The following is a 22,893-nucleotide window of genomic DNA, read 5'->3' as shown; positions in this document are numbered from 1 at the left end:
CTTGACCCCCATGGCGGGGAAAGGCGCCCCGTCGCAGCCGCTGGACCAGGGCCTGGAATGCCGCCGGAGCCGGGGCCGGTTGGTTTCTAGCGCGTCTTGGAAGAGGAAGACCTGGAGCCCGATATCGACCCGGATCCGCCCGAACCCTTGCGGGCCGCTCCTGCGGCGACGGCATCCAGGGCACGGGTGGTGGCCGGCAGGGTTGGCACGACGCGCAACGAACCCTCCGCGGCCAGCTTGTCGCGCATGCGCCGCGTCATGGACTGCGTGCTCGCATCGGGCGCCGTGAACAGGAACAGCGTGCCATGCGGACTGGCCCAGGTGAGCTGGGTGCGCACCAGCCGGCCATTGGTGATGAGTTCGACCCAGGCACCGATCACGAAATCGGCATAGGGATCGGGGGCTGCCTCGACAGGCGCCTGTGCGCTGTCCTCCGGTGCCGGGGCGGAGGACGCGGCTTCGGCAGGCTGCGGCGCCGACGGCGGAGCATCGGCCTCGGGCTCTGGCGCTGCCTCTGGCTGAGGCGCTGCCGCCACGGGGGCGGGCGCAGGCTTTTCAAAGGCAGACTGGTGCAGGCCCACCAGCCGCTGCAAGAAGGCGCTGGTCTGGACGGCAGGGTAGTTGACGGTCTTGAGACCTTTGCGCAGCTTGGCCAGCAAGCCGGGAATCGCCTCATTCAGGCGGTCAGGCTCCTTGCGCGTCAGGTCTGGCTGCGAACTCCACAGCAGCACTGGAACCAGCGCCAGATAGCCACCAGGATCTTCATCCCGGCTGTCGTCCGCCTTCAATACCTGCGCCAGCGCGATCACATCGGCCCAGGGGCCTGCCGCAAAATCGAGCACGTCGGCAGGGACATTCTCCAGATCCGGCAGCTTGCGGATGTCCGCCGCAATCTTCTCGGCCAGCATTTCGCGCTGTTCGGCATGCAACAGGGCTTTCTGCTGCGCCTCCTGGTGGGCCTTGATCTTCTGCTCCTGCGCCTCCCAGGCGGATTGCAGGGCCTTGAGCACCGTGTCGAAGGGCCCCGCATCCTTGATTTCGTTGGTGGTGAGGTGCTCCACCGCCCCATTGAGCAGGCGCATGAAGCGGCTGAACCCGGGAGTGGATTCCGCGGTGAAAGCGAGGCTGCGCTGCGTCAGCTCGTCGAGCAGGCGCCGGGCGGGATGGGTTCCGTCGGAGAAGAACCGCCCATCGTGCCGCACCAGTTGCTTGAGCGCAGGCTCCAGACTCTTCACGGCCTGCTGGACCTGCGGCAGCAGGCGGGAGTCTTGCGCAATGTTCTCCATCATGCGGCCGACCACTTCGATGGCCATGGCCGTGGACTGCGTGGCGGCCTCCATCGGCATGGCCGCATAGACCACCGGCGCCACCCCGGGGCCCCGCCATCCCGACAGCGGGGCCGACAGCGAAGCCGACTGGCTGCCACTTGCAAGGCGGCCCACCAGGCGTTCAAGCTGGGCCATGTCCTCGATGGCCTCCGCCGCGGCACCCGCAGGGAAATAGCCACCGCCATGGGGCATCGCCTGTGCTCCGGCCACGGCGCCCCCCACTTGAGGCGCCGCCACCCACGCAGGCTGCAGCGCCACCGGCTGAGAGGGCATCGCCGCCCCGTACGCACGCGGATCGAAGGGGTCGCCACCCGCCAGCATCTGGCGCAGGATGCCCACGGTCAACAGGGCCTCTTCCGCGGCGGGCGCCATGGGCGACTGCATGGAATCGCCGCTCCAGCCGGTCGACGGGCCGATTCCCCGGCCATAGCCGGTGGTGCCATAGTCTCCCATCGGTGCTGCCATAGAGTTTCCGTAGCCGGAATACCCCCCGCCATAGCCCGTCCCCATGCCGGTGTTCATGCCAGGGCCGCCGTATCCTCCGCCGCGCCCCGAGTTTCCGGAAGGCGTGCCCAGCACCGCATAGCCGACCGGCTGCACGCCGTGCTCTCTCAGGCTCGCAGCGGTTTTCTTGTATTCATCGACCAGGAGCTTGCCCAGCAGATCTCGCATGTGCTGCATCCACAGCTGGCGCACCTCGGGCGAGACACCGGTGTCGCCCACGACCTGCTGGAGGGCGCGGATGTAGCTTTCAGGGCGCAAGGGGTTGCGCTCGGGCTGCACGCTGCGCAGGCCTTGCGCCGAACTGACCAGGGTATTGAGTTCGGCCAGCACCGCGTCGGTGGCGTGCAGTGCCGACTGCTGCGCCTTGGAGAGTTCCACCTGCGCCTGCATCTCGCTCTCATCCATGAGCGAGAGTTCGCCGAAGTCCATGCCCGTGTCTTCCGCCGAACTGCGGCCTTTGGCGATGCCCGGCCCTTCGGCGAAGATCTCCAGCAAGGCCATGGGGTAGCCCTTGACCAGCGCAGCCTCATGCTGGTTCAGCAGCCGCAGGCTGTCGCTGACCAGGTTGCGCTGCTGGATGTTGCGGTTGGCCGACTCTTCCTCCGTCAAGGCCGCCTGCGTGACCTTGACCAGTTGCTGCATCAGCGCCTCGCCCCCGCGCACGGCGTTGACGACACAGGCACGGAAAACGGTTCTCGAGCGAGACGCAGTCTGGGACATGGTGGGGGAAGGAATCGGACGACAAGTTTCCAGATGCAATGCTACTTGACCTGACGCCTTATTTGAGGGCTTTGAAACGCATCCGCTTGGGCTTTGCACCCTCTTCACCCAGGCGTTTCTTCTTGTCCGCCTCGTATTCCTGGTAATTGCCGTCAAAGAACGTCCACTGGCTGTCACCTTCGGCGGCCAGGATGTGCGTGGCGATCCGGTCCAGGAACCAGCGATCGTGGCTGATTACCAACATCGTGCCGGCGAATTCCAGCAGCGCATCTTCCAGAGCCCGCAAAGTTTCCACGTCCAGATCGTTGGACGGCTCATCGAGCATCAGCACGTTGCCGCCAGCAATCAGCGTCTTGGCCAGGTGCAGGCGGCCGCGTTCGCCGCCGGAAAGCATGCCGACCTTCTTTTGCTGGTCGCCGCCATTGAAGTTGAACCGGCCACAGTAGGCGCGGCTCGCCATCTGGAACTTGCCGACATTGAGAATGTCAAGTCCGCCGGACACGTCTTCCCACACCGTCTTGTCGTTGGACAGGTCATCGCGGTGCTGGTCCACGAAGGCCATCTTGACGGTGGAGCCAATGACGACTTCGCCCGAATCCGGCTTTTCCTTGCCAGCAATCAGCTTGAACAGCGTGGATTTACCTGCGCCATTGGGGCCGATGATGCCGACGATGGCGCCCGCAGGAATGTTGAAGCTCAGGTTGTCGATCAGCACCCGGTCGCCAAAGGACTTGGTGACGTTCTTGAACTCGATCACCTGGCTGCCCAGGCGGTCGGCCACGGGAATGAAGATTTCGTTCGTTTCGTTGCGCTTTTGGTATTCGTAGTCGCTCAATTCCTCGAAGCGGGCCAGGCGGGCCTTGCTCTTGGCCTGGCGGGCCTTGGGGTTCTGGCGCGACCATTCCAGTTCCTTCTTCAGGGCCTTGGCACGGGCTTCTTCGCCCTTTTGCTCGGCTTCCAGGCGTGCGCCCTTTTGCGTGAGCCAGTCGGAGTAGTTGCCCTTGTAGGGAATGCCGGAGCCACGGTCCAGTTCCAGGATCCACTCGGCCGCGTTGTCCAGGAAGTAGCGATCGTGGGTGATGGCCACCACGGTGCCGGAGTAGCGCTGCAGGAACTGCTCCAGCCAGTCCACGGATTCCGCGTCCAAGTGGTTGGTGGGTTCGTCGAGCAGCAGCATGTCGGGCTTGGAGAGCAGCAGGCGGCACAGGGCCACGCGGCGCTTCTCACCACCGGAAAGCACGCCGATGTTGGCATCCCACGGGGGCAGGCGCAGCGCGTCGGCGGCAATTTCAAGCTGGTGCTCGGAGTCGGTGCCGGCGGTGGCGATGATGGCCTCCAGCTCGGCCTGTTCGGCGGCCAGCGCATCAAAGTCGGCGTCTTCGGCGCCGTAGGCGGTGTAGACCTCCTCCAGGCGGGCCTTGGCGGCAAATAGCTTGCCCATGCCCGCTTCCACGCTCTCCCGCACGGTTTGCGTGGGATCCAGCTGGGGCTCCTGGGGCAGGTAGCCGATGTTCAGGCCCGCCATGGGAATGGCTTCGCCCTCGATTTCCTTGTCCAGGCCCGCCATGATTTTCAGGAGGGTGGACTTGCCCGAACCGTTGGTTCCCAGCACGCCGATCTTGGCGCCCGGGAAGAAGCTCAGGGAGATGTCTTTCAAGATCTGCCGCTTGGGCGGCACGATCTTGCCGACGCGGTTCATGGAGAAAACGTATTGGGCCATTGAATGTCAAACCTGCAAAAGTGAGCAGAAATTCTGCGTGCAAACCGAGATTATCGGGCCATGCGACAATACCCACCGTAGCGGGCTCCAGTTGCCCGTCACATCAGCACACTGCTGGGGACGAAAGAAGCAACGCTTCCGGGCTCCCAATCCTGAACCTCATCAGCCTGAGACTGGCTCGGCAACCCCCCGGTTGCACGACAGGTTGATACCCAGCGCCCCGGACGGGCGCAATCAACGACATGACATTTGACGAACTGAACCTGGCTCCTGCCATCCTGAAGGCCGTGCACGAAACGGGCTATGAAACCCCCACGCCCATCCAGGCCCAGGCCATCCCCGCCGTTCTGGAAGGCCACGACCTTCTGGCCGGCGCGCAGACTGGCACCGGCAAGACCGCCGCGTTCACCCTGCCCATGCTGCACCGCCTCTCGCAAAGCGCCGCACCCAAGAACAAGTTCGGCGGCAAGGGCATCCGCGCCCTGGTGCTGACCCCCACCCGCGAACTCGCCGCCCAGGTGGAAGAGTCCGTGCGCGAATACGGCAAGTACCTCGACATCAACTCCACCGTGGTCTTCGGCGGCGTGGGCATGAACCCGCAGATCGACCGCATCAAGCGCGGCGTGGACATCCTGGTGGCCACCCCCGGCCGCCTGCTGGACCTGCAGCAGCAGGGTTTCCTGGATCTGTCGACCGTGCAGGTCCTGGTGCTTGATGAAGCCGATCGCATGCTGGACATGGGCTTCATCCACGACGTGAAGAAGGTGCTGGCCCTGGTGCCCAAGGACAAGCAGAGCCTGCTGTTCTCCGCCACGTTCAGCGACGAGATCCGCGAGCTGGCGGGCACGCTGCTCAAGAACCCGCAGAGCATCCAGGTCACGCCGCGCAACACGACCGTGCAGCGCATCTCGCAGGTGATCCACCCCGTGGGCCGCGGCAAGAAGAAGCAGGTGTTGCTGCACATCATCCAGCAGCACAACTGGAGCCAGGTGCTGGTGTTCACGCGCACCAAGTTCGGCGCTAACAACGTGGCCGAGTTCCTGACCAAGAACGGCGTGCAGGCCATGGCCCTGCACGGCAACAAGAGCCAGAGCGCCCGCACGCAGGCCCTGGCCGGCTTCAAGAGCGGCGACATCCGCGCGCTGGTGGCCACCGACATTGCCGCGCGCGGCATCGACATCGACGACCTGCCCCACGTCGTCAACTATGAAATCCCCAACGTCTCGGAAGACTACGTGCACCGCATCGGCCGCACGGGCCGCGCTGGCGCCACCGGCGAAGCCGTGAGCCTGGTCTGCATGGACGAAGAGGGCTTCATGATGGACATCGAGCGCTTCACCAAGCAGCAGATCCCGGTGCAGATCATCGAAGGCTTTGGGCCCGAGCCAGGCGAGAAGGCCGAGCCCATCGCCATGGGCCGCCAGACCATCTGGGGTGGCGCCGGCAAGCCCCCGAGCCGCGAAGTGATGCAGGCCGCCGCCAAGGCGGCGCGCAGCGAAATGATGGAACGCATCCGCACCAACAAGGCAGGCCAGGGTGCTGGCGGCGGTGGCGGCGGCGGTGACCGTGGCCCCCGCCCAGCCGGCGGTGGCAATGGCGGCGGCCGTGGCGGCCGCGCCGGTGGTGGCGCAGCAGCAGGCGGCGGCGGTGGCAGCAACAGCCCGCGCGGCGCCCGTGCCGGCGGTGGTGGCGGCCAGGGCGGCGGCGCACGCGCTGGTGGCCAGGCCCCTGCACGCGGCCGCTCCGGCGGCGGTGGTGGTGGCGGCTACGAAGGCAGCAACCGCTATGACGACTCGCAACCTCCACGCGCCAATGCCCACCTGGGCACGCACATGGGCCACGCCAACCCGGGCCACCGCAGTTCCGGCCATGCCGGCGGCGGCGCGGGCGGCCAGCCTGATCCGATGCGCACCAGCGTGGACAGCATGGGCGGCGGCGGTCGCCGTGGTGGTGGCGGTTATCGTGGCGGCAACGGTGGAGGTGGCGGCTATGGCGGAGGCACGGGTGGTTCTGGTGGCCGGGGCAACGGGTCTCGTGGGCCAGGCGGTTCTCGCGGATCTTTTAACCGCTGAGACGGATGAGGCAGGGGGCGCTCCAGGCGCCCCCCGCGTGGCAGCCGTGCATGTGCTGCACGCCAAGGGACGGCGCGCGCCAGCCACGAGCCACCCCCGCCTGCACTTGCACGCGGTGGACTTTGCCGCCCTGCCCGCCCTGCCGCCCATTGACGAGGTCTACATCACGCTGGGCACGACCATGGCTGCCGCGGGCAGCCAGAGCGCTTTTCGCGCCGTGGACCATGACGCCGTGCTGGCCACCGCCCGCGCAGCGCGTGCCGCCGGGGCCACCCGCTGCGGCGTGGTCACCGCCATGGGCGCCAACGCGGAGTCGGGCATCTTCTACAACCGCGTCAAGGGCGAGGTCGAGCGCGACCTTCAGAGCCTGGGCTTTGCCACGCTGGTGATCGCGCGCCCTTCCCTGCTCATCGGGGAACGCCAGGCCCTGCAACAGGCAGCGCGCCCCGCCGAATCCATCTCCATCAAGTTGTTCAGGTGGCTGGATCCGGTCATTCCCGCCAAGTACCGCGCCCGTCCGGGCACCGATGTGGCGCGGGCGCTCGTGCGGGCCGTGCGGTCAGGCCCTGCCGGACTGCATGTGCTGGCGGGCGACGCGCTGCGGGCCTTCTGACCCTGCCAGCCGGTGCGGACCGCAGCCGCGGCATCCTTGTGCGATGCTCTGCCCATGCGCCCCAACGACCCACCCCAGCCCCTGGCCACCCTGATGGTGGCCACCTGCAACGTGCTCAACCTGGCCAACCCGGGCCGCCTGTTCTATGAGAACCAGGATCCGTACGCCCAGGCCGAGTTTGATCGCAAGCTCACCTGGCTGGGCGACCGCTTCCGCATGCTCAATGCCGATGTGCTGGCGGTGCAGGAGGTATGGGACGACGCGGCCTTCAAGGGGGCCATCGGCCGCAGCGGCCTGCGCTACGACTTCGTGGCCGTGCCCGGGGCGGAGAACGACGCCACGCATGGCGGTGCACAGGGCACGCCACGCGTGGGCATCGCCACGAGGCTCAAGGTGGAAGCCTTGCAGTCGTTCCCGGAATTCCCGCCGGGCTTTCACGTGGATGTACCAGGGCTGGCGGTGCATGCGCGCTTTGAGCGGCCGCCACTGGTCCTGACGCTGCGCATGAAGCATGGTCAGCGCCTGAATGTGCTGACCGCGCACCTCAAGTCCAAGCGCCCCAAATTCCTGCAGGATGCGCAGGGCAACCCGACGGAAGACCGGGACGACCGCAAGGTGATGGCATTGGCCTCCCTGCGTTCCTTGATCATGCGGGGCGCCGAGGCCATGGCGCTGCGCTGCCTGGTGATCGATCTGCTGCACCGCACCAGCGTGCCGCTTGTGGTGATGGGGGATTTCAACGACACGCCCGACAGCGTGACAACGCAGCTCATCTGCGCCACGAACGAGATCGCCTACGACCGCTCCGCCCGCGATGTGGCCCTGTTCAATGCCTACGACCTGCAGGGCGACGCGGCGCTGAAGAAGGATGTGGCGTACTCGCACATCCACCAGGGCTCGCCCAGCGTGCTCGACCAGATCCTGGTGAGCGAGGAGTTCGTGCACAACGGCCGAAACAGCATCGGCGACGTGCGGCGGGTGGACTACTTCAATGACCACCTGCATGAAGGGCGCGACCGCACCCGTTCGGACCACGGGTTCGTGCGCGCGCTGCTGCGGCTGAAAATGATGCCGGCGACCACGGCTGCACCCGGGGCGCCAGCGGCCGCGCATGCGGCGGCGGAGCCTCCATCCAGCCCGCTCGCTTCCGGCCCGGGCATGTAAGCGCGGGCACGGCACGCCGCGGCCCGGCGCGCATTCGGCGGTTGCGGGATGGCACAGCCCGTGCCCGCGCTCGCGGGGGGGACGGCGCTGAGCCCCCAGGGGCTGCGATCACCCAGCCTGGGCGGCAAGGCGCCTTCGAGAGTCGCCGGTGAAACTGCGTGGAAAAGCGGCAATCCGGGTGTCAACCCTGCATTTGCAACGGGATGTACGCTGACACGGTATGGCGGGGGCAGGCAGGTAACATCACCGTAACAAGCCGCCCGCGAGGCTCCCAATGGCAGAAACCACCATGACCATGCATTCCCCTTTTCTCCGCCACCCAACGGACGCCCCTGCCGCCCTGGTTGCGCCCGCCTTTTCGACAAGGCGGATGCCCTTGCGCGCGTCGGCGCTGCTGGTCGCCGTGCTGCTGACGGCCTGCTCCAGCACGCCCCTGCCCCCCTGGCCGTCCACCCCTGCCGCCAGGACCACCGCACCGGCCCCGCTGCCGCGTGTGCAGCAGGGCACCGTGGTGCCCACGCCGCTGGGCCAGGCATCGCAGGCGCAACGTCAAGGGGCCATCGCCAGCCCCCTGCCACCACCCGCCGCGCTGGTGGTCCAAAACGAAGGCCCCATGGCACCGCCCTATGGCGCAGCCGTGGCAGCCCGCTTCCCCGACCCCGCCGTGGCCTACAGCACGCCTGGCCTGGGCCCGGACCGCCGGGCTTTCACCACCAATGCCGAACTCGGCCAATGGCTGCTCTCGCTGGCTGAACCGGCCCCCCGCGGCTCCACGCGCGCCAAGTTGCTCCATCTGGGCACGTCCCAACGCGGGGAGCCCATCCAGGGGCTGCTGGTCACCCGTGCCGCTGGCACCGAGCCCGCCAACCTGGACACGAGTGGCCGGCCGACGGTCGTTCTGGTCGGGCAACAGCATGGCGATGAACCTGCGGGCAGCGAGGCCCTGCTGGTGATCAGCCGCGAACTGGTGCAGGGGCTGCTCGAGCCCCTGCTCGACCGCATCAATGTGGTGGTGGTGCCCCGGGCCAATCCCGACGGCGCGGCCGTGGGTACGCGTGTCACGGCCAATGGCGTGGACATGAACCGCGACCACCTGCTGCTCAACACCCCGGAGGCCCGCGCGCTGGCCAAGGTGGTCAATGACTACCGCCCCATCCTCGTCGTGGACGCCCACGAATACACCGTGGTGGGCCGCTACCTGCAAAAATTCAATGCCATCCAGCGCTACGACGCACTGCTGCAATACACCACCACCGCCAACTACCCCGAGTTCCTGACCAAGGCCTCGCAGGAGTGGTACCACCAGCCGATGGTGGCAGCGCTCAAGGCGCAGGGCCTCACGAGCGACTGGTACTACACCACCTCGACCAATCCGGAGGACAAGCGCATCTCCATGGGCGGCACACAGCCCGACACGGGCCGCAACGTGAACGGCCTGAAGAACACGGTGAGCCTGCTGATCGAAACACGGGGCGTGGGCATCGGGCGCATGCACATCCAGCGCCGCGTGCATTCGCAGGTCACGGCCATCGCCAGCGCGCTGCGCAGCACGGCCGAGCGCGCCGGCAACCTGGAGCAGGTCCGCTCCTTTGTCGCGCGGGATGTGAGTGCCCTCGCCTGCCGCGACCAGGCCGTGATCGAGGCCGCCGCCACGCCCACCCAGCGGGAGCTGGACTTCCTCGACCCGGAGACAGGGGCAGACCGCCCCATCCGCGTGGACTGGAACTCCTCTCTCACCTTGCGCCCGACCAAGACCCGGGCCCGGCCCTGCGGCTACTGGCTTTCGGCCAGCTCCACCGCCGCCGTCGAGCGCCTGAGGCTGCTGGGCCTGCAGGTCATGCGCGTGGCCGAGCCGGGCTCCGCGCTGGCCGACATCTACCGTGAAACCGCCCGCGAGGCAGGCGACCGCCAGGATGTGATCGGCACCATCGCGGGTGGCACAGGAATCGTGCGTGTACAGGTGTCGCCCGTGCGCAGCGCCATCGACGTGCCCGCAGGCAGCTTCTACGTGCCGCTGAACCAGCCCCGCGCCAACCTGGCCCTTGCCGCGCTGGAGCCGGACACGCAAAACAGCTATTTCGCCAACCACCTGATCGAAGAGCTGGGGAACACGGCGCGCATCATGGCGCCTCCAGCACTGGTATTTGAAGAAACCGACTGATTTGCTATTCAATTCATAGCATTCAGCGCTTTCCACTAAAGCGCTACAGGCCTCAAAGACCAAGCTAGACCCGGCTGTGCAGCGATGCCGGGCTGGTGTGGCGTGCGAGGCGGGCCTCCGTGCGTTCCAGCACATGGCGGGCCATGGCCTGCGCCAGTGCCTCGTCGGCCAGAAACACCGTGCTGTCGCATTCCTGCGCCAGCCTGCGGGCCTCGTCCCCGCTATGGCTGCGCACCACGGTTTCGATGTGGGGATTGAGAGTGCGCGCGGTAGTGATGATCTGGCGCACATTGAGCGTGTCCGGTGTTGCGATCACCAGCATCGCGGCCCGTGCGATGTGGGCCTGGATCAGCACCGCGGGGTCCACGGCGTCGCCAAAGACCGCCGCAATGCCCGCTTCCCGCAATGACTCCACCAGTTCACGGTTCTGCTCCGCCACGACGAATGGAATGTCATTGGCAACCAGCACCTGTGCCACGCGGCGCCCCACCCTGCCATAGCCCACCAGCACCACCTGCCGAGCGAGATACCGGGCGTCGGTGCTCATGGGGAGCTCCGCGAGCGGATCGTCCCGCTGCTCCAGCCGCCGCGCCAGCTCCGAGCGAGCGCGCAGCCAGGTCTGCAAGGGAGCAATGGCGTGGAACAGCATGGGGTTGAGCGCCATCGAAATCAGTGCCCCCGCCAGCACGAGGCTGGCCCCTTCAGGTGGCAGCAACCCCAGCGAAGAACCCAGCGCCACCAGGATGAAGGAGAACTCCCCGATCTGGGCCAGGCTCGCGGACACCGTGAGGGCGGTATTGAGCGGATAGCGAAATGCCAGGACCAGCGCGGCCGCGGCCAGCGTCTTGCCCAGCATGATGATCGCCACCACCGCCAGCACCTGCACCGGGCGGTCCCACAGCACGGCCGGGTTGAAGAGCATGCCGACGGAGACGAAGAACAGCACGGCAAAAGCGTCGCGCAACGGCAGGGATTCTTGCGCGGCCCGATGGCTGAACTCTGATTCACGCATCACCATGCCGGCAAAAAAGGCCCCCAGCGCAAACGAAACCCCAAACAGGGCCGCCGAGCCAAAGGCAATGCCCACGGCGGCCGCCACCACGCACAGCGTGAACAACTCCCGCGAGCCCGTGCGTGCCACCTGCCAGAGCACCCACGGAAAAAGGCGGCGCCCCACCAGCAGCATCAACGCGACAAAGCCGCCCACCTGCAGCAGCGTCCATCCCAGGGCCTGCCACAGTGCCGCGCCATCCACATCCTTCGCCGCAGCGCCATCGGGTCCGCTGCCGCCCAGCCAGCCGGCAAGCGGCGGCAACAAGACCAGCACCAGCACCATGGCCAGGTCTTCCACCACGAGCCAGCCCACGGCAATGCGGCCTGTGTGGCTGTCCAGAATACCCAGGCTTTCAAGGGCACGCAAAAGCACCACCGTGCTGGCCACCGACAGCGCGAGGCCAAACACCAGGGCACCGCCCAGCCCCCATCCCCACCAGGTGGCCAGCGCCATGCCCAGCGCGGTGGCCACCATCATCTGCACCACAGCCCCGGGCACGGCGATTTTTCGCACGGCCAGCAGATCCCCCAGGGAGAAATGCAGGCCGACGCCAAACATCAGCAGCATCACACCAATTTCTGCCAGCTGGCTGGCCATCGCTGCATCCGCCACAAAACCGGGTGTAAAAGGTCCGATCACCACCCCCGCCAGCAGATACCCGACCAGCGCGGGCAGCCGCAACCGCGCGGCCACGAAACCCAACGCCAAAGCAAGCCCCAGCGCAGCAGCAATGGTGTGTATGAGCGTGACGCTGTGGGGCATGGTGTGGCCAGATCGAGGAAATGGATGGCGAGCGCGTGTAGCCTCGTTATAACCGCATCCGCCTTGCCCCTGCTACCACCGCATTAGCGCGGGCGGGTCTGTCCAGCGCAGCACTGGCCACGGGTTATGATCCACGCTCTGCGCCATCGCGCGGTTGCGGAAGATTTCCGCAAGGCAAGTAGGCCCCCGTGCGCCAAAAGCCCATCTCCATCTATCTGCCCGTAGCTCAACTGGATAGAGCAATAGCCTTCTAAGCTATAGGTCGGGGGTTCGAGTCCCTCCGGGCAGGCCAGCTTCCTTTACAGGCCAAGTGCTGTACCAAGCCCCTCTGCAAAAAGCAGGGCACAGGCCACAAAGGCATCCATGCGGTTTCGCACCCACCTGCCCGGGCAGCCCCATGCCCCGGACAGCGTTAACCACTATCGGTTGGGCTGAGGAACTGCCGCGTAGTTCATGGCAATGGCCTGCACCACCGCTCCGATCAAGGCGCCATCTCCCGCGCTCTGGGGTAGAACCTCGCGCACGATCTGGACCGCGTACTCCAGTTGCTCCTTGGCAAGGGCTGCGGACATGGCGTTGCCACGCTTTTCACTGGGCGACGCATCGCGGATCACAAGGCTCATGGAAGGCTCCGAAAAGGAATGAAGGCACAGTATGCGCTGTGCCACAAGATCTGCGGCAACCACTCAGGCCTTCAGCCACCAAGATGCCCCCGCCTGGGGCGCGCCGGTGACCGAGAACTCCGTTGCGGGCCTCAAAAGCAAAAAAGCGCTGCAACTATCGTTGCAGCGCTTTTGCACGTTTGGGGTGGCTGATGGGGCTCGAACCCACGACAACAGGAATCACAATCCTGGACTCTACCAACTGAGCTACAGCCACCGTAGCTTTGTATTATAGCCTGGGATTTTCATCCCACGGCCAATTTGATCAATTTTCTGCGGTAGCTTGTGCCAGGGCGGACGGACGAGGCGCCTTGATCTCTGCCTTGAAGCGCTTCTTCAGCATCTCGTAGTACGCCTGGCCCTCGGCCGATGCCCACCATTGCAGGTATTGCTGACGTTCTTGCTGGGCACGCTGCGCATCGGGGGCCTGGCGTGGCACCACACGGTTGACCTTCACCACCGCGTAGCCTTCAGCTCCCAGGTCCACGCCAGTCCAGGCCGGCAGGGGTTCCGTGGGTGTGTGCAGCGCTGCATCAATCACCGGCCGGGGCAGGCTCTGCACCTGCTCGCGTGAAATCTGGACAGGGGCGCTCAAGCCACTGGCGCTGGACGGAGTCGCCTTCCACGCTGCCAGCTTGGCTTCGCCTTCCTTGCGCGCCAGTTCCGACGCCTTCTGCCCAATGTAAAGCTCCCGCACGCGGGCGCGAACTTCTTCCAGCGGCAGTGTCCTGGCGGGGGTGTACTGCACCACGCGGCCGGCTGCCATCTGGCTGGGCCCGACTTCCACGGCTTCGGTATTGCGCTTGTTCTGCAGCGAGTCCGAAGAAAACAGGGCTTCGAGGAATTTGGCATTGGCCAGCGGGCCAGCCGCACCGGGCGCGGGCGTACGGGTGATGCCGGATGCCGTCTGCACCTTCAGCTTGAGCTTGTCGGCCACCGGCTTGAGGCTGTCAGCCTGCTCGTACACACCATTGGTGAACGCTTCGGCCACTTCCGCGAACTTGCGCTGGGCTTGCTGCTGCTTGAGCTCCGCCTCCATGGCGGGGCGCAGCTCTTCGAAGGAAGGCTGGCGGGGCGCCTTGATGTCGGTCAGGTGAATGATGTGGTAGCCGAAGTCTGTTTCCACCACATCGCTGATGTCGCCCTTCTTGAGCGCAAAGGCCGCGTCTTCAAACGGTTTGACCATGGCGCCACGCCCAAAGAAATTCAGGTCGCCGCCGCCCGTGGCCGAACCCTTGTCGTCCGAAGCTTTCTTGGCAACCTCCGCGAACGTGGCGGGCGCCTTGCGCACCTGTGCCAGCAGTTCGGTGGCGCGGGCCTTGGCCTTCTCGCGGTCGGTCGAAGAGGCCTCCTTGGGGGCATTGATCAGGATGTGGCTGGCACGGCGCTCTTCCTTACCTGCCATGCGCGCCACGTTTTCCTTGTAGTAGGTGCGCAGATCATCCTCATTGAGCGTGATGCCGGAACGCACGCTGTCGAGGTCCAGCACCACGTACTCCACCGCGGCCTGCTCCAGTTGCTGGAACTGGGCGGAGTGGGTCTTGTAGTACGCCTCCAGGTCCGCATCCGTGGGCACCACCTTGCCGGCGAAGTCCGTGGACTTGAAACGGGCCACCTGGACTTCGCGCTGCTCGTACAGCGAATCCAGCGCGACCTTGACCTGGGCATTGGTGCCGAACACCGAACCCATCACGCCGCCAAGGACCTGGCTGGTGGAAAGATCACGCCGTACGTTCGCCTCGAAGCCTTCGGGTGTCAGGCCTTGCGTACCCACCAGGGCCCGGTAAGCCTCCGCATCGAGCGTGCCGTCCGCGCGCTTGAGCCCGGCGATCGCGGGGATCTCCTGCAGGCTGCGAGCCAGGCGCGAGTCGCTCGTCACCAGATGCATGTCCTTCGCGGCGGCGGCCAGTACCCGGTCGCGCACCAGCCGCTCCAGCGTGGCATAGCGGGCCTGCGGCGAGTCCAGGAGCTTGGGATCGACCGAGGGAGACTGCGCGCGCATGCGGTCAGTCTCCATGCGATGTGCGTTGTCCCAGTCGGTCTGGTTGATCTTGTTGCCATCGACGCGCGCGACCACAGGGCTCTTTTCAGAGAAGTAGTTGCTGTCAATGCCCACCAGCACAAACGATGGAATGATCAGCAAGAACAATAAGACCATGACGATCTTGGAGTGCTTGCGGATGGATTCAAACATGGTCGATCTTTCAGAAGGCAAAAAACAAAAGGCGAACTTGCGTTCGCCTTTGTTCGGTGATGGTGGGTCCTGACGGTCTCGAACCGCCGACCTACTCCGTGTAAAGGAGCCGCTCTACCAACTGAGCTAAGGACCCCACCTAAACTGATCCTCAGTTCAAGGCATCTTTCAATGCCTTGCCAGGACGAAACTTTGGAACTTTAGCAGCTTTGATTTTAATCGTTGCGCCCGTGCGGGGATTGCGGCCCGTGCGGGCAGCGCGCTTGCCGACCGCAAAAGTGCCGAAACCGACGAGCGAAACGGTGCCGCCCTTCTTCAGGGTCTTCTTGACGGCCTCGATCGTGGATTCCAGGGCACGAGCAGCAGCGGCCTTGGAGATGTCGGCGTTGGTAGCGATGTGCTCAATCAGTTCGGTTTTGTTCACAAGAAGCCTCTCGGAAAAGAGTTGATGGAATGTCTCGCGGATATCTGGTCTTCACACGTCCGAAAGCACAGCCAAGGGCTGGTTGAAAACAGACGGGGGAATGACTGGCATACACAGCAGTGGCTGCTGCATCAGATTAAAGCCATCGAGTTTCCGGGTGTCAATACAACACGCTGCTTTGGAGCAGCGTTGCGTCGAATTCTAGTCGTATTTCACGCTGCGACAGGGCTTGTGGGGCGTTTTTGTCTCAAACATGCCGTATGGGCAGCATTCCGTATTGACACCCCAGTTCCAGCACTGCACGGCGGGCTGAAACACGTTGCCGCGCACCGGAATGCAGGGCGTCGGCGGGGTGACAAGAAGTACGCGGCCCCCGCCCCCCAGGGAGCCGGCGCCCCGGCCAGGGCGCGCGCCGAAAGGGGGCGAAAAGTCGGGCCTGGCCCAGGCCGTGGCGCCTGCGGCCCACGGTTCCATGTCACTTCACGCGCGCGCGGATCTCGGGCAATGCCTTTTGCAGGTAGTAGACCATGGACCAGACCGTGAGCACGGCGGATGCCCAGATCAGCCAGGTGCCCCACACCCCGGTGTCGATCATTCCGAACAGACGCCCGTCGTACAGCAGGAACGGGATGGCGATCATCTGCACCGTCGTCTTGACCTTGCCGATCATGTGCACGGCCACGCTCTTGCTCGCGCCGATCTGCGCCATCCACTCGCGCAGGGCCGAGATGGCGATCTCGCGCCCGATGATGATGAGCGCCACGAACACATCGGCGCGCTGCAGATGGACCAGCACCAGGAGCGACGCGCAGACCAGGAACTTGTCGGCCACCGGGTCCAGGAAGGCGCCAAAGGACGAGGTCTGGTTCAGCTTGCGGGCCAGATAGCCGTCCAGCCAGTCGGTGGCGGCAAACACCACGAACATCACGGTGGCGATCAGGTTGCGCGTGGCGGGGTCCAGCGGCGCATAGAACACCCCCACGATCAAAGGTATCGCGACGATGCGCGTCCAGGTCATCAAGGTGGGGATAGTCCAGAACATGGCGGCGATTGTGTCACGGCGGCACGGGGAACTCCGGGTGCGCCGCGATCAGCACGGCGTCTAGCGCAATGCGCGGTAGATTTCCTCGGCAAGCTCGCGCGAAATGCCGTCCACCGTGGCCAGGTCTTCCACGCTGGCCGATGCCACGCCCCGCACACCGCCAAAGCGCTGCAGCAGCCGGGCGCGCTTCTTGGGGCCCACTCCGGCGATCTCCTCCAGTTGGCCCCCGCCCACGCGCACCTTGGCGCGCGCCGCGCGCATGCCGGTGATCGCGAAGCGGTGGGCCTCGTCGCGGATCTGGGCCACCAGCATCAGCGCGGCCGAGTCCTTGCCCAGGTAGACCTTCTCGCGCCCGTCGGCGAACACCAGCTCCTCCAGCCCCACCTTGCGTCCTTCGCCCTTTTCCACGCCCACGATGCGGGTAAGGTCCAGCCCCAGCGCGGAGAACACCTCGCGCGCCACGCCCACCTGGCCCTTGCCGCCGTCGATCAGCACCAGGTCGGGCAGGCGGGCCACGCCCCGGGGCTGAACGGGCTCGCCGGCCCCTGGCGCCGGGTTGGCCGCAAAGTCGATGCCCCCCGCCTCGCGCGCGGCTTCGGCCACCTTGCTGTAGCGGCGCGTGAGCACCTGCCGCATGGCGGCGTAGTCGTCGCCTCCGGTGATGCCTTCGATCTTGTAGCGGCGGTATTCGCTGCTCTGCATCTTGTGGTGGTGGAACACCACGCACGAGGCCTGGGTGGACTCGCCGGCCGTGTGCGAGATGTCGAAGCACTCGATGGTGAGCTGGTCCAGGTCCTCGGGCGGCAGGTCCAGCGCTTCGGCCAGGGCGCGCGTGCGCGCCTGCTGCGAGCCCTCTTCCGCCAGCAGGCGCGCCAGCTGCAGGTCGGCGTTCTTTTGCGCCATGTCCAGCCAGGCGCGCCGCTGCTCGCGGGGCTGGTGCACGGCGGTCACGCGCAGGCCGCACTGGTCCCCCAGGGCTTCCAGCAGCGCCTTGTCCACCGGCTCGCTGGTCACGAGTACCGGGGGCACGGGCACGCCGATGTAGTGCTGTGCAATGAAGGCCTCGAGCACCAGCACCTCCACGCGGCGGGCGACGCGGTTGGGGGTGGCGTCGTCGGCGCCTTCGCCCCCCTCTTCCTCGAACACGGCCACGGCGTCCTCCACATGCACGGGGAAGTACGGGCGGTCGCCCAGATGCCGCCCGCCACGCACCATGGCCAGGTTCACGCAGGCACGGCCGCCCAACACCCGCACGGCCAGGATGTCCACGTCCTTGTCATGAGCGGTCTCGATGGACTGCTGGTGCAGCACGCGCGACAGCGCCTGGATCTGGTTGCGCACCTCTGCGGCCTGCTCGAACTCAAGCTGGCCGGAGTGCGCCATCATGCGCGCCTCCATGGCCTGCAGCACCTCCTGCGTCTCGCCGCGCAGCAGGGCCTCGGCATGCGCAACGTCGGCGGCATAGGCCTCGGGCGATATCAGGTTGACACACGGCCCCGTGCAGCGCTTGATCTGATACAGCAGGCAGGGCCGCGTGCGGTTGGCGAACACCGTGTCCTCGCAGGTGCGCAGGCGGAACACCTTCTGCAGCAGCTGGATGGACTCCTTCACCGCCCAGGCGCTGGGGTACGGGCCGAAGTAGCGGTGCTTCTTGTCCACGGCGCCCCGGTAGTACGCCATGCGCGGAAAAACCTGCGAGGGCGAATCCCCGCGGCCCGCCCCGGCAGCCCCCGGCGTGCCGGTGATCTTGAGATAGGGGTAGCTCTTGTCGTCGCGGAACAGGATGTTGAACTTGGGGTTCAGCGTCTTGATCAGGTTGTTTTCGAGCAGCAGCGCCTCGGCCTCGGAGCGCACCACCGTGGTCTCCATGCGCACGATCTTGCCGACCATGTGGCCGATGCGCGTGCCGCCATGGTTCTTGGTGAAGTAGCTCGATACGCGGCGCTTGAGGTGGCGCGCCTTGCCCACATACAGCAGCGCGCCCTGGGCGTCGAAATAGCGGTAGACACCGGGCAGCGCGGGCAGCGCAGCCACCTGCGCCAGCAGTTCTTCGGAATGCACATCAGACATGCCGCATATTGTGGCTGCGCGCAGGACAGCGCACAGCCACCTCCCCCCGAAATGCTACACAAATGATAGCTACTTGCGCTTGTCAATCAAGCGCCGAAGACCAATTTGATCCTTATTCCGCTTCGATCTTCGAGGTCTTCACCACCGAGGCCCAGTTGGCCAGGTCGGCCTTGACCTTCTCGCCCAGCTGCGGGGGCGACTGGTAGTCGGCCGTGGCGCCCTGCTCCTGGGCCTTCTGCTGGAAGGCCGGGTTCTGCACCACGGTGCGGATGTCGGCCGTGAGCTTGTCCACCACGGCCTTGGGCACGGCGGCCGGGGCGAACACCGCGAACCACGAGGTGGCATCGACCTTGGGGTAGCCCGCCTCGGCGGTGGTGGGCACGTCGGGCAGGCTGGGCAGGCGCTGCTTGCCGGTCACGGCCAGCACGCGCAGCTTGCCGCTGGCGATGTGGGGCATGAACGGGGGCGCGGTGCCGAAAGTCAGGTCCACCTGGCCGCCCAGCAGGTCCTGCAGCGCGGGGCCCGTGCCCTTGTAGGGCACGTGCACCATCTTCACGCCGCCCTGCTGCTCCAGCATGGCGCCGGTCACATGCTGCAGCGAACCATTGCCCGACGAGGCGTAGTTGAGCTTGCCCGGGTTGGCCTTGGCGTAGGCGATGAGCTCGGCCAGCGTCTTCACGGGCAGGTCGTTGCGCACCACGATGATCTGCGGGGCCGAGATCACGTTGGCCACGGGTTGGAAGTCGCCTTGCTCCCACTGCTTTTGCCTGGTGATGTGGGGCGAGATCACGTGGTAGCCGGAGTACTGCATCAGCAGCGTGTAGCCGTCGGCCTCGGCGCGCTTCACGGCGGATGCCGCGATGTTGCCGTTGCCGCCGCCCTTGTTGTCCACCACCACCGACTGGCCGAGCACGGGCGCCAGCGCCTGCGCCAGCATGCGGGCCGACAGGTCCGTGGTGCCGCCGGCGGCGGTGGGCACCACCAGGGTCACGTTCCTGGACGGGTAAGCGCCCTGCGCCCCCACGCTGCCAACACAGCAGGTGCCCAGGGCCGCGAGGGCCAGGATGGTGAATTGTTTGCGGGTTGTGTTCATGAACGCGATGTCTCCGTTGTCGTTGTTGCGAAGGGTTTGACCCCCAAAAAAGTGAAAAGCCGAAAGGGGCGGCGGCCGCCCCTCAATCGACCGTCGCCCCCGTGTCCTTGACGACACGGCTCCACTTGGGCAGATCGGATTGCACCAGCGCGGCCAGCTGCGCCGCCGTGCCCTTGAAGGGCTCGCAGCCCACGGTGGCCAGCTTGTCCACCACGTCCTTGTGCTCCAGCGCGCGGGCCACCTCGGCCTGCAGCAGCGCCACGATGGGCGCGGGCGTGCCGGCCGGGGCAAACAGCGCGTACCAGGGCGCCTGGCCAAAGCCCTTGAGGGTTTCGCCAATGGTGGGCGCATCCGGCAAGGCCGCCACGCGTTTTTCGTTGACCACGCCCAGCACCTTGAGCTTGCCCGCCTTGATGAACGCGATGGCCGACGGCAGGCTTTGCACCGACAGCGGCACCTGCCCGCCCACCACGTCGGTGGCCGCCGCCGCCGAGCCCTTGTAGGGAATGTGCTGCAGCTGGATGCCGGCGGCCTTTTGCAGCATCTCGCCGATCAGGTGGTTCAGCGTGCCATTGCCGGCCGAGGCGATCGAATATTTGCCGGGGCTGGCCTTGGCCAATGCGACCATTTCAGCCACCGTGCTGGCGGGGAAGGATGGGTGTGCCACCAACACATAGCCCGCCGTGGCCACGGGCGCCACGGGCGCGAAGTCCTTGACGGGATCGAACCCCGGGTTCTTGTACAGCGCGGGGCCGATCACATGGGCGCTGTCGGCCGTGAGCAGCAAGGTATAGCCATCGTTGCGCGCACGGGCCGTGGCGCCCGTGGCCAGCGTGCCGCCCGCGCCGGGGCGGTTGTCCACGATCACGCTCTGGCCCAGTTGCTCGCCGAGCTTTTGCGCCACCACGCGCGCAATGGCGTCGTTGGCGCCGCCCGCCGCCTGGGGCACCACCACGGTGATGGGCTTGGAGGGGTACTTGTCCTGCGCGCCCGCGGCCAAGGCGGCGGAGCACAGCACGGCGGCGGTAAAGATGCGGCGGGACAGCGGGGTGTGAAATGTCATGGCGTTTGTCTCCTGGTGTTATTTATGTATATGAATGCGGGCTCACCCGTGTTCAGCGGGCAAGCGCCCTTTCGCGGATCGCCTCGAAATCGGCAGGCACCGGGTGCAGCGCCAGGCGCGGACCCGCCTTGGCGATCTGGCTGGGAATGTCGTGATCGATGAACGCAGGCAGTTGCCGCGCCACCGCCACGAGTTGCGCCAGATCCACCCCGGTGTCATAACCCATCAGCGCCAGTGCATGAACGATCTCTTCGCTGCACACATTGCCGCTGGCGCCCGGCGCATAGGGGCAGCCGCCCAGGCCGCCCAGCGAGGCATCGAACCGGTCTGCGCCTGCGTCAATGGCCGCCAGCACATTGGCCAGCCCCATGCCGCGCGTGTTGTGGAAATGCAGGGTGAACTCCACCCCCGGCCAGCGCGCGCGGGCGGCCGCGGTGAGCTGGTGCACCTGCGTGGGGTAGGCCATGCCCGTGGTGTCGCACAGCGTGATGCCACGCACGCCCCGATCCACAAAACGCTGCACCCAGCCGAACACATCGGCCTGGGCCACATCACCCTCCATGGGGCAGCCAAACACACAGGACAGCGACACATTCACCGCCACGTTGGCGCCCTGCGCCAGGGACACCACCTGCGCCAACGCCGCGAACGACTGTTCCTGCGTCATGCGCAGGTTAGCCAGGTTGTGCGTGGTACTCACCGACATGACGAGATTCAGCTCGTCCGTGCGCGACTCGATGGCGCGCTCGGCCCCGCGCAGGTTGGGCACCAGTGCGGTGTAGACCGTGCCCGGGCGGCGCGTGATCTCGCGCATCACGATCTCGGCGTCTTTCAGCGCAGGAATGGCCGTGGGCGAGGTGAACGAGGTCACCTCGATCTTGGCCAGGCCCGCTGCCGACAGCGCATTGCACAGTGCGATCTTGTCGGCCGTGGGCACGAAGGCTTTTTCCATCTGCAAGCCGTCGCGCAGGCCGACCTCCTGCATGTGGATGCGCTGGTTCGCGCCCTGCCACACGGTATTGGATGCGCTCATTGAATCACCCCCTTGCTGCGCAGCAGCGCGATCTGTTCGGCCGTGAGGCCTGCCTCTGCCAGCACCGCATTCGTGTCGTCGCCCAGGTGGGGCGCGCTGCTGCGGATGCTGCCCGGCGTGGCCGAGAGCTTGGGCACGATGCCCGGCACTTCCACGGTGTAGCCGTCGCGCGTCTGTTGCGTGAGCAGCATGTCGCGGGCGCGGTAGTGCGGGTCTTGCGCAATGTCCTTGGCGGTGTAGACCTTGCCGGCGGGCACGCGGGCAGCGCCCAGGGCGTCCAGCACCTGCTGCACCGTGCGCTGCGCGCTCCAGGCGCCGATGGCGGCGTCGATTTCTTCCACGCGGGCCACGCGGCCGGTGTTGTTGACCAGGTCGGGCGCGGCGCCCAGGTCGGGCCGGCCAATCGCGTCCATCAGGCGCTTGAAGATGCTATCGCCATTGCCCGCCACCAGCACCCAGCCGTCGGTACAGGGGTAGGCATTGGACGGCGCGATGCCCGGCAGCGCACTGCCCGCGGCCTCGCGCACGGCACCGAAGGCGCTGTATTCGGGGATCAGGCTTTCCATCACGTTGAACACCGCCTCGTGCAGCGCCACGTCGATCACCTGGCCCTGGCCGCCGTTGACCTTGCGGTGGTACAGCGCCGTGAGCACGCCGATGGTGCCGTGCAGCGCCGCCAGCGTGTCGCCGATCGACACGCCCACGCGCACCGGCACGCGGCCGGGCTCGCCCGTGAGGTGGCGCAGGCCGCCCATGGCCTCGCCAATGGCACCAAAGCCCGGCAGGTCGCGGTACGGCCCCGTCTGGCCGTAGCCCGAAATGCGCAGCATGACCAGGCCGGGGTTGAGCGCGTGCAGCTCCTGGGGCGACATGCCCCAGCCTTCGAGCGTGCCGGGGCGGAAGTTCTCGACGAGCACGTCCGCCTCGGCGATGAGCTGGCGGGCGATGTCCTGGCCTTCCTTCTGGCGCAGGTCGAGTGCCACCGAGCGCTTGTTGCGCGACTGCACTTGCCACCAGACGGAGGTGCCCTCCTTGATGAGGCGCCAGTTGCGCAGGGGGTCGCCTGTCTCGGGGGCCTCGATCTTGATCACGTCGGCGCCGAACTCGCCCAGCGTCTTGCCGCAGAAGGGCCCGGCGATCAGCTGGCCCATTTCGATGACGCGCACGCCTTGCAGCGCGGCGGGGGAAGCAACGGAATCCATGGAAATACAGTC

General features: G+C 66.4%; 16 protein-coding genes and 3 tRNA genes. 5 read left to right on the top strand and 14 right to left on the bottom strand.

What is annotated here, in order from left to right; translation table 11 throughout:
• Nucleotides 1-86 precede the first annotated feature (86 nt).
• Together AC07OD_RS02435 and ettA are read right to left on the bottom strand one after the other, a co-directional pair.
• On the bottom strand, nucleotides 87-2,552 hold the full coding sequence (locus AC07OD_RS02435; protein ID WP_494594919.1) for a DUF1631 family protein: 2,466 nt from the start codon (nucleotides 2,550-2,552) through the stop codon (nucleotides 87-89).
• 58 nt (nucleotides 2,553-2,610) lie between these two features.
• A complete protein-coding gene (gene ettA, locus AC07OD_RS02430; RefSeq protein WP_010460919.1) occupies nucleotides 2,611-4,272 on the bottom strand; it encodes an energy-dependent translational throttle protein EttA in 1,662 nt (553 codons plus the stop codon).
• Nucleotides 4,273-4,514: 242 nt separating this feature from the next.
• Between ettA and AC07OD_RS02425 the strand changes: the two genes are divergently transcribed.
• The 4 genes from AC07OD_RS02425 (at nucleotide 4,515) to AC07OD_RS02410 (ending at nucleotide 10,282) form a co-directional block, all read left to right on the top strand.
• Nucleotides 4,515-6,344, top strand: a complete 1,830-nt coding sequence (locus AC07OD_RS02425; RefSeq protein ID WP_494594916.1) for a DEAD/DEAH box helicase — start codon at nucleotides 4,515-4,517, stop codon at nucleotides 6,342-6,344.
• Between the two features lie 37 nt (nucleotides 6,345-6,381).
• Nucleotides 6,382-6,957 (top strand): Rossmann-fold NAD(P)-binding domain-containing protein, encoded by a 576-nt coding sequence (locus AC07OD_RS02420; protein WP_370627724.1) that lies wholly within the window; start codon nucleotides 6,382-6,384, stop codon nucleotides 6,955-6,957.
• 54 nt (nucleotides 6,958-7,011) lie between these two features.
• Nucleotides 7,012-8,121 carry an endonuclease/exonuclease/phosphatase family protein gene (locus AC07OD_RS02415; RefSeq protein WP_494594914.1) on the top strand — a complete coding sequence of 370 codons (1,110 nt, stop codon included), beginning with the start codon at nucleotides 7,012-7,014 and terminating at the stop codon, nucleotides 8,119-8,121.
• 289 nt (nucleotides 8,122-8,410) lie between these two features.
• On the top strand, nucleotides 8,411-10,282 hold the full coding sequence (locus AC07OD_RS02410; protein ID WP_494594913.1) for a M14 family metallopeptidase: 1,872 nt from the start codon (nucleotides 8,411-8,413) through the stop codon (nucleotides 10,280-10,282).
• Between the two features lie 64 nt (nucleotides 10,283-10,346).
• On the opposite strand, the gene AC07OD_RS02405 is transcribed toward AC07OD_RS02410, so the two are convergent.
• On the bottom strand, nucleotides 10,347-12,098 hold the full coding sequence (locus AC07OD_RS02405) for a cation:proton antiporter domain-containing protein (RefSeq protein WP_218294245.1): 1,752 nt from the start codon (nucleotides 12,096-12,098) through the stop codon (nucleotides 10,347-10,349).
• A 215-nt stretch (nucleotides 12,099-12,313) separates the two neighbouring features.
• Between AC07OD_RS02405 and AC07OD_RS02400 the strand changes: the two genes are divergently transcribed.
• A tRNA-Arg gene (locus tag AC07OD_RS02400) sits at nucleotides 12,314-12,390 on the top strand.
• A gap of 127 nt (nucleotides 12,391-12,517) precedes the next feature.
• Here the strand turns inward: AC07OD_RS02400 and AC07OD_RS02395 are convergent.
• The 11 genes from AC07OD_RS02395 to AC07OD_RS02345 form a co-directional block, all read right to left on the bottom strand.
• The gene (locus AC07OD_RS02395; protein WP_055400780.1) at nucleotides 12,518-12,721 is read right to left on the bottom strand and encodes a hypothetical protein; all 204 of its coding nucleotides are present in this window, start codon (nucleotides 12,719-12,721) and stop codon (nucleotides 12,518-12,520) included.
• A gap of 180 nt (nucleotides 12,722-12,901) precedes the next feature.
• Nucleotides 12,902-12,977: transfer RNA gene (locus tag AC07OD_RS02390), tRNA-His, on the bottom strand.
• A 48-nt stretch (nucleotides 12,978-13,025) separates the two neighbouring features.
• Complete coding sequence (locus AC07OD_RS02385) at nucleotides 13,026-14,954, bottom strand: SurA N-terminal domain-containing protein (protein ID WP_494594912.1); 1,929 nt, start codon at nucleotides 14,952-14,954, stop codon at nucleotides 13,026-13,028.
• A gap of 60 nt (nucleotides 14,955-15,014) precedes the next feature.
• A tRNA-Val gene (locus tag AC07OD_RS02380) sits at nucleotides 15,015-15,090 on the bottom strand.
• A gap of 15 nt (nucleotides 15,091-15,105) precedes the next feature.
• Nucleotides 15,106-15,378: an HU family DNA-binding protein gene (locus AC07OD_RS02375; protein ID WP_008906675.1), complete on the bottom strand. Its 273-nt coding sequence runs from the start codon at nucleotides 15,376-15,378 to the stop codon at nucleotides 15,106-15,108.
• Nucleotides 15,379-15,853: 475 nt separating this feature from the next.
• On the bottom strand, nucleotides 15,854-16,420 hold the full coding sequence (gene pgsA, locus AC07OD_RS02370) for a CDP-diacylglycerol--glycerol-3-phosphate 3-phosphatidyltransferase (protein WP_218294243.1): 567 nt from the start codon (nucleotides 16,418-16,420) through the stop codon (nucleotides 15,854-15,856).
• Between the two features lie 60 nt (nucleotides 16,421-16,480).
• On the bottom strand, nucleotides 16,481-18,490 hold the full coding sequence (gene uvrC, locus AC07OD_RS02365) for an excinuclease ABC subunit UvrC (RefSeq protein ID WP_494594911.1): 2,010 nt from the start codon (nucleotides 18,488-18,490) through the stop codon (nucleotides 16,481-16,483).
• Nucleotides 18,491-18,602: 112 nt separating this feature from the next.
• The gene (locus AC07OD_RS02360; protein ID WP_218294241.1) at nucleotides 18,603-19,583 is read right to left on the bottom strand and encodes a Bug family tripartite tricarboxylate transporter substrate binding protein; all 981 of its coding nucleotides are present in this window, start codon (nucleotides 19,581-19,583) and stop codon (nucleotides 18,603-18,605) included.
• A gap of 82 nt (nucleotides 19,584-19,665) precedes the next feature.
• Nucleotides 19,666-20,646: a Bug family tripartite tricarboxylate transporter substrate binding protein gene (locus AC07OD_RS02355; protein ID WP_218338933.1), complete on the bottom strand. Its 981-nt coding sequence runs from the start codon at nucleotides 20,644-20,646 to the stop codon at nucleotides 19,666-19,668.
• Between the two features lie 52 nt (nucleotides 20,647-20,698).
• On the bottom strand, nucleotides 20,699-21,679 hold the full coding sequence (locus AC07OD_RS02350; RefSeq protein ID WP_494594908.1) for a hydroxymethylglutaryl-CoA lyase: 981 nt from the start codon (nucleotides 21,677-21,679) through the stop codon (nucleotides 20,699-20,701).
• The gene (locus AC07OD_RS02345; protein ID WP_218338935.1) at nucleotides 21,676-22,881 is read right to left on the bottom strand and encodes a CaiB/BaiF CoA transferase family protein; all 1,206 of its coding nucleotides are present in this window, start codon (nucleotides 22,879-22,881) and stop codon (nucleotides 21,676-21,678) included. The genes AC07OD_RS02350 and AC07OD_RS02345 overlap by 4 nt, the downstream gene beginning before the upstream one ends.
• Between the last annotated feature and the right edge of the window lie 12 nt (nucleotides 22,882-22,893).

It is taken from the genome of Acidovorax sp. GW821-FHT10E03 (assembly GCF_059415205.1).
This window is presented reverse-complemented; position numbering and strand designations above follow the sequence as displayed.